Below are 11,660 nucleotides of genomic sequence, written 5' to 3'. Positions count from 1 at the left end.
CCTCCTGCAGGGCTGTAAGCCCATTATGGCGGCCCTACCTTTCAGTTAAACACGGGTAACCTTAACATTGCCTTAAGATTTATCATAGGAAGCGGCTATCCATGCTAAAAAAGCGGCATTCCCCATCACCGGACGGTAGAAATGCCGCTTAGCCTATATTCAACTCCCCTTATATTCCCATGAACCGCTCCACACCAGCCGGGTCCATGACGACCATCTGCTTGTTGCCGATCAGCTTGATCAGGCCGGAGTCCTCGAATCGGGAGAACTTCCTGCTGATCGTCTCCCGGGTCACTCCGACATAACTGGCCAGCTCTTCGCGGGACAGCGGCAGGTCGATATGTACGCGTCCGCCGCGCGGCTTGCCGTATTTCTCACTCAGCTCCATGATCATATACGCGATCCGGATTTCCGGGTCCTTGGTCGCCAGACTCTGTGCCAGATTCTCGGTGTGGGCAAGGCGTTTGGTTACGCTTGAGAGCAGGCGCAGGGAGATGTCGGGGTTCTCGGTCATTAACTGCTCCATATCGCTGCGGGTCAGCAGGCAGATATTGGTGTCTTTCAGCGCATAGGCACTGAAGTTGCTAAGCTCGTCGCTGTTAAAGATACTAAGTTCCCCGAAGAAATCCCCGTTCGTCAGGATATGTAAAATCTGTTCCTTCCCTTCGGGCGTGATCTTGGATAATTTCACATGTCCCTGCTGAATAATGTATAGCGTATCGGACGGCGCGCCTTCGAGAATTAGTGGCTGGCCCTTGGTGAATTTGCGGTGCTTAATCATGGCGCTGATCCGGGTAAGATCCTCATCGGTCAGCGCGGCAAAAATCGGTACCTTGCGTGTACAAGGTTCTGCGGCGTGCTGGCAGGAATGCTCTTTCATACCGTTCCCCCTGTGATGTGAAATGTGTAGCCTTAAACCTCTAATGGGCAATTGTGTTCTTTTCCTCAACGGGCACGAAATGGCTGGTATCCTCTCCGCAGACCGGGCAGACCCAATCCTCCGGCAGATCCTCGAACGCTGTGCCGGCAGCTACATCCTCATCAGGATCGCCTACCGCCGGGTTGTAGATGTAGCCGCAAGGGGTACAGATATATTTTGTCATCGTAATCAGCTCCTATATCCTTAGTAGTTAATCAGTTCAGAACAGACTGCGCTTCCGCTATAATGTCTTCGATGCTCTTGCCGTCAGCACTTCCGATCAGCCGGACGCCTTGCTCAACAGCCGCCTTGTAAGTCAGCGAAGCCGCAGCGCCCTGCCAGGACAACGCCCCGACCATGACATGATCCTTCACAAAAATTCGTGTATACGCCCCATTCTCTTCACCGCATACCGACTCATCGCAATTCCGCTCATCGGTGTTGCCGATGGAGAACAAGGACACCCCGAACGCATTGAACAAGGTCACCGGAACCGCTCTGCGGTATACACTCCGGGCTTCAGCCATATTGCTCCCTGCGATCTTGCCCTGTTCCATCGCTCCGCCCCACAGGCCTTCCACCAGCCCGCCGAACTCTGCAACGTCACCCGCTGCATAGATATTCGGAGCACTCGTCTGCAGATGTTCATCCACAATAATGCCGCTGCGGACCTCAATCTCCGAGCCGTCAACCAGAGCAGTATTCGGAACAATCCCAATGGAGTAGACCACATGGTCACACGGGAAGCTCGTGCCGTCATTCAGCGTAACCCCGGTGACATACTCTGTCCCCTCTATGGAAGCCACACCCGCTTGAAGAATCACCTTCACCCCGGATTGCTCAAGGGTCTCTTGCAGATGCTTGGAAGAGTAGCTGTCGAGCTGTCTGCCCATCAGGGCAGGTGTGTATTCAACCACAGTCACCGTATACCCTGCTTCGTGAAGCGCCCAGGCGGTCTCAATTCCCTGCACCCCTCCGCCAATGATGGTTACGCGGCTGCCTTCCTTAAGGCTGTCTTTCAGCCGGTCTGCGTCAGCCAGCTCCCGGATGCTGTGTACATTGGCAAGTCCGGCACCCTGGATGGTTAATGCGCGGTTCTTCGCTCCCATGCAGAGCAGCAGCTTATGGTATTCCACACACTGGCCGCTCTCTGTCTCTACCGTCTGGCGCTCCGGGTGGATGGACACAATGCGGGTGGACGACTGTACGGTGATGCGGTTATCGCTGTACCATTTCTCCTTCTTAATCAGAACCTTCTCGCTGTGCAGGTCGGTGAACAGGCCCTTGGTCAGCTTGATCCGGTTATACGGCAGGCCGCTCTCTTCCCCGATGATCGAGATTTCCGAGTCCGCGTCCTGATCGCGGATCGCTTTGGCGGCATGGACGGCGGTTACACCGCCCCCAACGATTACGTAATGCTTCGTCATGTTCGCTTCCTCCTCCCTAGATTGAACTGAGCAGCAGATCCGAGACAAATTCGGTGGCATGCTTAATCTTCTGGACCTTCTCAGGCTCTCTTGGGGAGAATCTCACCCGGACGGGGAATTCCACATGGGTCATGCCCGTGGTTTTGATAACCTCAGAGGTGCTCTGTACAGTCATGTTCGTTCCGTTCAGATAATCCTGAATGACCTCGATCGCTTCTCCGCTCCAGCCGTAGGAGCCGAACGCCGTAGCAAGCTTACCTTCCAGATTCATCTCCTGCATACCCTTCAGCACCTCCTCCAGGTTCCCGATCATATCCGCATACTTCGTGGAGCTGCCGATGAAGACGGCGTCTGCTGATTCGATGCTGCGCAGGATGTCTGCGGTGCTGCTTTTATCTGCGTTCCAGACTTCTGTCTCAATATTGTTCTCCTTCAGGCAATTCTCAATGATCGCAGCCATCTTCTTCGTACTGTTCTTGATGGTGGTATAGACAATGACAGCCTTCTTGCCCTGGGTGGTCTCCCGGCTCATTGTAGCGTACAGCCCGATGAACTTTGGAATGTCCTCGCGGATCAGGAACCCGTGAGAGGGTGCAATCATACGGATCTCCAGATCCTTCACGGCTTCCAGCAGCGTTCTTACATATCTTCTGTGCGGGTGGATAATCGCTGCATAATAGCCTTTGTAATCTTCAGTGATATCGAAGCCTGCTTCATCGCTGAACAGATGCTCAGCTGCCACATGCGTACTGAAAATATCGCAGGGGAACAGGATCTTGTCTTCCACACAGTATGTAATCATCGTCTCTGCGGTGTGGAGGTACGGCGTTTCTTTGAACAGCAGGGTTTTGCCGCCGATATCCAGCGTGTCCCCGTCCTTCACCACCAGGAAGTTGCGGCTATGCAGCTTATACATCTCCTGCAGCTCCGGTACAGCGATCTCGGTGCAGACAATCGTAGCATTCAGGGCCTGTGCTGCAAGAGCCGCAAGTCCGCCGGAGTGGTCAGGCTCAGTATGGTTAATGACGATGTAATGAATATCCATGAGATCAATCATTCCGACGAGACACTCGGCATATTCGCGGCCGAATTCCATATCCACCGTATCGATTACGGTCGGCTTGCCGGTTTTGAGGAGATAGGAATTATAGGTGGTGCCTTTGGCGAGAATCAAGCGGTGGAACGGGACCTCACGGTTGTCTATTTTGCCTACCCAGTGGATGCCCTCGGCGATTTGTCTGGTTTGTGTACTCATTTGTGTTAGCCTCCAATATTTAATTGATAATCCTTATCAGCAACCTCATTCTATTACGCCAGCTGCTTAAAAAGGAGGATTCAAATCAAATTCCGGAAGTTTGTGAAAGCTTTCGTTTGGCCTACTCTTAATGTAGCCGATTCCGCAGAAGATGTGGTGCGTGTGGTCACAGGCGGGGAGGAAAACTTCAATTTACTCTCATACTAATCAAAAAAGCCGATCTCTATAAGATCAGCTTTTTGTGGCTACAAAGCTTATGCAATCAGAGGTCAGCTTGACGGGCTGCCCGTTTCTGTTAATCTCAAATGCTAAGGGTTTTACGATCAGCTGCTCTATCTTCCATCCGGCAAACTGCTGTTTCAAAAGGTCAATCATTCTCTCAGTAGACAGATTCACTTCAAACATGGGGTCCAGCTCTTGCTTATTCTCTAGAAGCATTTCCCGGATATTGGACGCGATAATAATGCAATTCGCCCCGCCTGCTCTTGTCCCGGAATTCATTTCACTCAGTTTCTGCTCCAGTACCTGTGCCGACCTCACATGTTCCAATGAAGATACGGCTACGATAATATCATATTCATTTGGTTTGATAGAAAAGTGTTCAATATCAGATAGAATGGGTACAATGTAAGACTCGACACCGAACTGCTGACTGTAACTTTTCAGCTTCGCTATGGCTGATTCCAGCAGGTCTACGCATACAACTATTCCGTTCCTATGCTTAATCGATTCGGCGATCGGAATGCAGTTCCGGCCAACCCCAGCTCCCAGATCCAGTATGCTTATGTATTCTTGATCCTTATACTGATTAATAAGATTAATGACTGTAGCAACGGGTTTGTGCAGCCAGGAGCCTGGCTCGAATAAATCGTAAGTATCATAACATTGATCATGATATTTCTTCTCTTCGGACACTTCACAGCGATGGAAGATCCGGGGCCGCTGGCGAATGACATCCGTGAATTCTTTAGACCTTTAAGGGATTAGAACGTGTTTGTGAAAAAAACAGGGGCAGCCTCCGCTTGGGAAGCTGCCCCTGGCTGTGAAGATATACCGGCAGGCCTTAGTGCCGGGAATGTTACTTTGCCGGTGCTGTAACATTCTCAGCAGGAGCCGGGGCCGGCACTAGCTCAGGAAGCGCCTCTGCGATGGCCTCTTCCTGGGCAGGGGCTGGTGCAGGGACAAGCCCGGAACCAGATTGGGCAGTGCTTGCTTTTGGCACGGTTACAGGAGCACCTTCAGCAGGGGCTGGTAGAAGCTCAGGCAGCGGTTGGGCAATTATCTCTGCTCGAGCAGATCCTGGAGACTGCTCAGCGGGAACCGTTGCAGAATCATCAGATTCAGCTGGCCCGGCAACAAGTTGTCCTGCTTTATATTTCTGGGCGGGGATGGTGCTGCTCTCGGCAGGCTGGGTTCCAGATACTTTGGCTGGCTCGGTTATTTTACCTTCGGGCACTGTAGAAGCCGCAATCTCGGAAGCGGCATTATCAGAAGAAGTATACTCCGAGTCGGCGACTACTTGCGGTGTCACCTTGGAGGCCAATGCCGCCGTAGAGGTGCCGATCCCTGCAATTAATAGGGCTGCGGTAACCGATAGGAAGAGGGTCTGTCTGTTTAGTTTTTTGACGTTAAGCATATGGGTTAATCTCCTTTGTAATTGTTTGCCGTCACCGGATAATGAGGCGTAGAAAGCTCCGGGTTGACTGGTGGGCCCTGCCATGACATTCAGAATCGTCCCGCCGTAACGTTTGCGGTCGGCATGAGACATCTCTTGCACCACTTCCTGATCACAGGTCAGCTCGCTCCAGGTATGAAGCTCATGACGAACCGTGTGAACTAGCGGGTTGTACCAATGTAATGTACGGACTACAAGCAGTGCAGCCTTGATCCACAGATCCTTCCGCTTCAGATGAACCAATTCATGGCGCAGGACCATCTCCATATCCAGATTGGCATGACTATTTATAGGCAAATAGATCGACGGTCTCCATAGACCGGCCAGAAAAGGACTGCGTGCGACAGAACTGTATGCGAGCTTCACGCTACATGTGAGGCCAAGCTCCTCCTTGATGCTCCTTAGCATCTTGGCTGGTTCACTATTCTCCGGTACCATGGTACGGTTACGCTTAAGTACTCTGGTAAACCTGCGGTACGCATACCCTTGCCAGGCGGCAAAAATGATGGCTCCCGCTGCCCAAATGCCCAGCAAAATATAGGCGGTACTTGTTGTTAAAGTTAATGCTGCAGGCTGCAGAGATTCCGCTACATCCCCAGTTAGCCCCCCACTCTGGAGATTCTGTACACTTGTGGCTACGCGCGGCGCGCTTAGGTGTTGGGATAACCACGGCAGAATCAGAGCTATAGGGAATAAATAAAAGACTAAGGCCAGCTTAATGAGTCCGTAACGCCATGGGGCCGGGAATTGTCCGGTCGATAACCTCCCCAGTGCGCAGATGCTGATGGTTACTACACTTCCGGCAACGGTTAGTGAAATCAGAAGATTCAGCAGAGTGTTCATCGTCATCACCTACTTTTCCGAGAACCATTGCTTCAGCTCGTCAATATCTTGGTCCGACAGCTTGTCGCCGTCATACATGGCAGAGATCAGATTCTTGACCGAACCCTGATACAGCCCGTCCAGGACATGCTGAGTCTCCACCAGCTTATAGTCCTCAGGCGAAATGCCGGGCACATATTTGTTCAGCCGCCCATGCCGGGTAGCCGTCAGAAACCCCTTATCCACTAACCGTGACAAAAAGGTAGATATCGTCTGCGCCTTCCAGTCCCTTCCCTTATGCGCGAACAGGTTCAGCAGCTCCGTTGAAGTGACTGGCGGCGTACTCGCCCAAATGGCTTCCATTAACTCTAATTCTGTATCCGATAGCTTCTGAATCTTGTTCACCGTGAACACCTCTTCATTTCGTTATGCGTCCATAACGTTCGATTACTACACTACGTAGTAGTTATAATCTACTACACAATGTAGTGGTTAGTCAAATGTATAGCTGCAATCCGTCTAGAGATTATCAAATTGAACTGAAGCAGTAAAAGACCGCCGGGAAATCCCGGCAGCCTCCACTAGAATGAAATCACAATCCCATGATTCTGTATATTACCGCTGCAGCCTCTTCACGCGTGGTCAAACCCTGCGGTTTGTAAGTACCGTCACCATAGCCCTTGATGATACCTGTCTGCCGCAGATAGTTAACTGCTTCCAGAGCGTACGCTCCGATTTGCTTGTGATCCGTAAAGGACGCGGCAGGGCTGGAAGCCTCCGGCTGCGGTCCGTTCAGACGCATAGCGCGGAACAACATAACAGCGATCTCCTGGCGGGTAACCGGCTCCATTGCACCGAAGAAGTCCTCGCTCCGCCCGTTAACAACACCTAAAGCCTGAGCCGTAGTAACGGCTTGGTAGTACCAGGCACCTGGAGTGACATCCTTGAACTCCCCTTGGTTATTCCCTCCTTGAAGTTCCAGTGCGGATACCAGCAGTTGAATGAATTCTGCCCTTGTGATCTGCCGGTCAGGTTCATATTTGCCCTCCCCTGTACCGCGAACCAGGCCACGAGCAGCCAATGCCTCCAGGATGATGGAGTTACTAGAGTCCGTATCGGAGAAGTGAACCCCTGCATTGGCAGTGACATAGAGGCCGAAATTTGGTGTTGTAAATGTAATGCCGCCTGCTCCTGCTACATATTTAGAGTTCTTAATCACTTCGGTTTGCCCTCCACCAGTGACGGAATAGGCGATAGCTTGATGCGACGCTTCTCCCGGCTTCAAGTTGTGTGCAACGGATACCTTCATGGATGCAGACCCGCGTAGTCTTTCTATTTGCTGTCCGTCCACGGTCAGAGAGACCCGGTGTAAGGAATACGTTGCCCATTGCTTATTCATGTCCGCGGGCTGCTGTGAAGCATCTGCAACATGAACGGAAAGCTCCAGCTTTTGGGAACCCTCAGGAATACTATCTACCAGAGAAGCCACGGGAATCGTTAAGGTCACTCCGCCAGCTTGTATGGTCAGCGAGGTTACATGATCCTTCAGCTCTTTAACCGGTAGTTGAAAAGCACTTCCTTTGGTCTTAGCATTCTCTGCTGCCAGCTTAAGCACCAGTGCTCCGCTCTGCACACCATCCATGGCTTGCCGGATCTCTCCGTCCCGAAGTTGCGCGTGAATGATTCCATCGGCTCCCGGTTCAGCTTGTACCTGAAGGAGTCCCGGTGAATGAGTAATGATCTCACCACCTACTGTGCCGGGAGTACCTTCACTGCTTCCGCCGCTGTTATTATTATTGTTGCCGTTATTGTTGCCGGGCGTAGGTTCAGGCGTATCCGTCCCCGCGTTGTCCCCCCTCCGAACCGCATTTACGGTGTAAGTCTTGGAAGTAGTTCCGTCGGCAGCAGTCACTTTGACATCAATCCTGTTGTCTCCTACCTGAAGCCCGCTCCCGCCTGTTACTGTCACGGTGGCCCCGGCATGAGCAGGCGTCCCCGTTACATTCACCTCAGTCTTGGAAAAAGGGAGGCTGATGGTGTAATTCAGCTTATCCTGCCCGAACCCTGAGATATCTGTACCGTCAATACTCAACCGGCTCAAATCGGCATTGCTGCTCAGCTCCGGCTCTTCTTCCCCGCTGGTATTCATCAGCTGAAAGGTGCGGAATAGAGTCGGGTCCTTCACACCGCCAATGCCTGAGCCCCATTCGATATAACCCTTGCGGCCTGCTCCGTCATTATCATTGACCAGCATCGAGAAGCTTAAGACTTCACCCGCCGCTGGCCGGACCGGGCTGACTTCGCTCCAGGGCAGTGCCAGGGCATAGGAGGTTACCTTATTCTGCTCATCTCTGGTCACCTTGAGCGTTCCTGTGGTCAATACTCCAGTGGCAGCCCCCTTCATGGACAGCCAGCGGTAAATCTGCGGACCCTCCGGTGTCTGAGAGATCCCGTATTCATACCAGGACTGGCTGTCTCCCGGTACACCGGGAGCAAGGCTGAACTGGATGCTGTCATTCTGCCAGATATTAATCCCGGAAGCCTTATGAGTGAAGACATCATCACGGATATCGGCTGTCAAATACAATTGATCTTTATCCCAGCGCAGCTGCGCGGTTCCACTGAGATCATCAACACCAGTGTAATCCGTCAGTAGGGGCGTTCCGTCCGCAAGATCAATCAGCGCCGGAGTGCTTGTGTCCGACTGGTTCGGCATCCGGTTAATATCTATATTCCGCTTCACGTGGACATCCTCGTAACCCTCCAGATCAACGGTCAGCTCCAGAGGATACTTCACGCCTTCAGAGAATCCCGGCAGTGGAATGGAATAAGGGAATTGGCTGCCCGGTGCGATCTCAGGCAACTTCGATTCGCTGCCGGTAATCTGCTCTTTGCCTTCACCGATAGACCAGGTAATCTTCTTAATGACCAGAGGGTCTGCGGCCGAACTGTTCGTGAATTGAAGCTGAAGCGATATCCCGCCGCCGCTTCCGTCCTTAATATGCGGGACAATCTTCAGGCCTTCATAATACAGCCTCAGATCATCTATGGGTGCTTCAGGCAGCGTTGCCGGATCAAGTCCGGGACCGTTATACGCTCCGATATTCGGCGGAGCATCCGCTGACACGGCATTGCCCCAGTAATCCAGTCCGCCATTGTCGGCAATAACAGCTCCGGCCCCGAGTGCAGGCGAGTTGTCTCTCAGCTTGTAGCCGTCCACTGTATTCCAGCCGGTACCGCCGCTGCCTTGGGCGACAAGCAGCGGATTCGCTGTGATGGAATTAGCATTCTCCGGCTCACTTGCAGGATGGTTGCCATACAGCAGATTATGATCGAAGGTGCCGTTCACCCCCGGCAGATTATATCCTCCCTGTCCAAGGTTGTAGACCAGATTATTCTTGAAGGAATAGGGAGCGTTGATATTGCCGCCGTCATCCCATTCATGGTCGATAATTCTGGTGTTCTGCCCTGCTCCGATATAGATTGTATTATTATAGATTTGTGTATCCGGCGTAACCCCGCCCGCGAAGTTGAAGGTGTGCGTCAGATCATTTTGGCTGATATTGTAGCGCACCACATTGTTAGAGGAGCCTGTCAGCACCCCCGGAGTCAAACGCGCATCGACGAAAAGCATGAATCCGCCTTTGTTGCCATGGCTGTAATTATATTGAACCACACTGTCTATGGTATCAATATCCAGATTGAAGCCCTGGCCGTCGCCTTCCGGCTTGTTCGTGTTGAAGGACTCATTGAACTGTACAACGTTATTCCGGCCCCGGGTCGGCCAGATCGCGGCGGAGCCGTTAAATTCACCTTCCTCGGAATAGTTCCCTCCTTCCTCTGCAATGTTATGTTCAATCAATCCCCCATTCACACCAAAGGTGAGAATCCCGTCACTGTCCGCCTGCTTAACATAGTTCCCGCGGATGGTGACATTGACACTAGCATAATCCGTTCCGTTGAACCGCTGATCCCATACCACAATCCCGGTACGCCCGATCCGTTCCACCGTGTTGCCTTCGATCCATACCCCGTCGAACTTGTCAGTACCCGTTGTTCCTCCAACATAGACAGAGATGCCGCCGAACGCATGCGGACCTCCTTCGGCCCCGGATACGGTAGGATAGCGGAAGCTGCTGGATACATCATGCACATAGTTATCCTTAATGTGTATATTTCTTAAGATTCCTCCATTGGCGTTCTCTACCATAATCCCTTCGCGGTAGACCGTTCCCCTCTCGGAGGCATAGTTGGTAACCTCCAGATCCTGGATCATCCAATTCGAGGCATTGCGTAAATATACGGCCCCGCCGGCCATACCACCGCCATTAATAACCGGCTTGCTTCCGGTGCCGTATGCACCGATAGTGATCAGTTTCTCGTCCGTTCCACTGCCTTTGGGATATAATTGTTCGTTCCAGATGCCGCCCTTCTTCAGCAAGATCCGGTCCCCGGCTTCAAAGGTAGTCTGATTGACTACGCTAAACGTCTTCCACGCCGTCTCCGGTGTTCGCCCGTCATTACTGTCGCTGCCTGTAAGGGCATCGACATAATAATCCCCGTCTCCTCCGCTGCTTCCGCCGCCTCCCTGCACTCTATTGGATAAGGAGACCGAGCCTAGCTGCATCTGCCAGGGAGCGGAATCGTCACTTAGTTCGATTTTCAGATAATGAATACCGGGTGGAATAACCGCTGCAGGCGTATAATTGCTTCCTGTCCAAGCTCCGTCACCTGTGGACTGGGGAGCATCTTGAACAGCGGATAGCTCCGCCCAGACTGAGGCATCCGCCGAACCGTAGAACTTGATGCTCCCGCTGGAGCCGGCAAAGGAATGCAGGCGGGCTTTGAAGGACTGCAGGTTATGCAGATGGTATACGATAAATTCAGCAGATTCTGCCGTTCTTACCGCCCGGGAAGCATCTCCGCCAAAATAATCGGGATTGCTCGTATCCATGGTCCAGTTATCGCTGTATGCGGAGAGCTGTGAGACATCGTCCAGCTCATCGTTCAACGTTAGCGGAGCTAAGGATACATTGGAGAGATTAAGGCTGCCGAGCTGCGTCATCCAGGTATCGAGATCGCCGCTGACTTCAATTTTGAGGTAATTAACACCATCCGGCAGTGCTCCTGACGGTGTATACATGGTTCCGTACCAGCCCGAACCGGTCGCCGCCGGGCTGTCATTGACGGCCGGAAGCTCCGTCCAATCTGCGGCATCCTCTGATCCGTAGAACTTGACTACGGCGGTTGAGCCGGAGAAATAATACGTTTGAAGCGAGAACGATTGGATGCCTGTCATTGGATAGACTGCATATCCGGCATCCATTGAGGTTCTGACCATTCTGTCAGCATCTCCGCTGAAGAACTGAGGGTTGCTGCTGTCAATCACCCAATTCTCCGAGCGTAACTCCTCTGCCGGAAGGGCCGAGAACTCATTGGTCACCGTCTCTTCTGTATGGGCAGAAACACCCATTGCGGGGAGCATCGCCGTGCAGATCATCACCAGCGCAAGTATGGTTATTATCAGTTTTTTCAACATTATTGCGTAATTCCTCCTTAGAT

8 protein-coding genes are annotated in these 11,660 nt (G+C 52.3%); all 8 read right to left on the bottom strand.

What is annotated here, in order from left to right; translation table 11 throughout:
• Positions 1-169 precede the first annotated feature (169 nt).
• The gene (locus NST69_RS14435) at positions 170-880 is read right to left on the bottom strand and encodes a Crp/Fnr family transcriptional regulator (RefSeq protein WP_036726127.1); all 711 of its coding nucleotides are present in this window, start codon (positions 878-880) and stop codon (positions 170-172) included.
• A gap of 40 nt (positions 881-920) precedes the next feature.
• Positions 921-1,103, bottom strand: a complete 183-nt coding sequence (rd, locus tag NST69_RS14430; protein ID WP_036726126.1) for a rubredoxin — start codon at positions 1,101-1,103, stop codon at positions 921-923.
• A gap of 31 nt (positions 1,104-1,134) precedes the next feature.
• The gene (locus NST69_RS14425) at positions 1,135-2,346 is read right to left on the bottom strand and encodes an FAD-dependent oxidoreductase (protein WP_342549770.1); all 1,212 of its coding nucleotides are present in this window, start codon (positions 2,344-2,346) and stop codon (positions 1,135-1,137) included.
• A gap of 16 nt (positions 2,347-2,362) precedes the next feature.
• Entirely contained in the window at positions 2,363-3,601 is a 1,239-nt protein-coding gene (locus NST69_RS14420; protein ID WP_342549768.1) for an FprA family A-type flavoprotein, read from the bottom strand.
• Between the two features lie 231 nt (positions 3,602-3,832).
• Complete coding sequence (locus NST69_RS14415; RefSeq protein WP_342549766.1) at positions 3,833-4,516, bottom strand: class I SAM-dependent methyltransferase; 684 nt, start codon at positions 4,514-4,516, stop codon at positions 3,833-3,835.
• A 163-nt stretch (positions 4,517-4,679) separates the two neighbouring features.
• The gene (locus NST69_RS14410) at positions 4,680-6,125 is read right to left on the bottom strand and encodes a M56 family metallopeptidase (protein WP_342549763.1); all 1,446 of its coding nucleotides are present in this window, start codon (positions 6,123-6,125) and stop codon (positions 4,680-4,682) included.
• Between the two features lie 3 nt (positions 6,126-6,128).
• Positions 6,129-6,503: a BlaI/MecI/CopY family transcriptional regulator gene (locus tag NST69_RS14405; RefSeq protein WP_209870719.1), complete on the bottom strand. Its 375-nt coding sequence runs from the start codon at positions 6,501-6,503 to the stop codon at positions 6,129-6,131.
• 187 nt (positions 6,504-6,690) lie between these two features.
• Complete coding sequence (locus tag NST69_RS14400) at positions 6,691-11,637, bottom strand: S-layer homology domain-containing protein (RefSeq protein WP_342549761.1); 4,947 nt, start codon at positions 11,635-11,637, stop codon at positions 6,691-6,693.
• Between the last annotated feature and the right edge of the window lie 23 nt (positions 11,638-11,660).

Origin of the sequence: Paenibacillus sp. FSL P2-0089, from assembly GCF_038595095.1 — a bacterium.
Classification (GTDB): domain Bacteria; phylum Bacillota; class Bacilli; order Paenibacillales; family Paenibacillaceae; genus Paenibacillus_AQ; species Paenibacillus_AQ silagei.
The sequence above is the reverse complement of the archived record's forward strand: the minus strand, read 5'-3'. Positions and strand labels throughout refer to the sequence as shown.

Excerpts from the sequence above, each read along its gene's own strand:
- NST69_RS14435 (WP_036726127.1), bottom strand. The coding sequence starts at position 880 with ATGAAAGAGCATTCCTGCCAGCACGCCGCAGAACCTTGTACACGCAAG.
- rd (WP_036726126.1), bottom strand. The coding sequence starts at position 1,103 with ATGACAAAATATATCTGTACCCCTTGCGGCTACATCTACAACCCGGCG.
- NST69_RS14425 (WP_342549770.1), bottom strand. The coding sequence starts at position 2,346 with ATGACGAAGCATTACGTAATCGTTGGGGGCGGTGTAACCGCCGTCCAT.
- NST69_RS14420 (WP_342549768.1), bottom strand. The coding sequence starts at position 3,601 with ATGAGTACACAAACCAGACAAATCGCCGAGGGCATCCACTGGGTAGGC.
- NST69_RS14410 (WP_342549763.1), bottom strand. The coding sequence starts at position 6,125 with ATGACGATGAACACTCTGCTGAATCTTCTGATTTCACTAACCGTTGCC.
- NST69_RS14400 (WP_342549761.1), bottom strand. The coding sequence starts at position 11,637 with ATGTTGAAAAAACTGATAATAACCATACTTGCGCTGGTGATGATCTGC.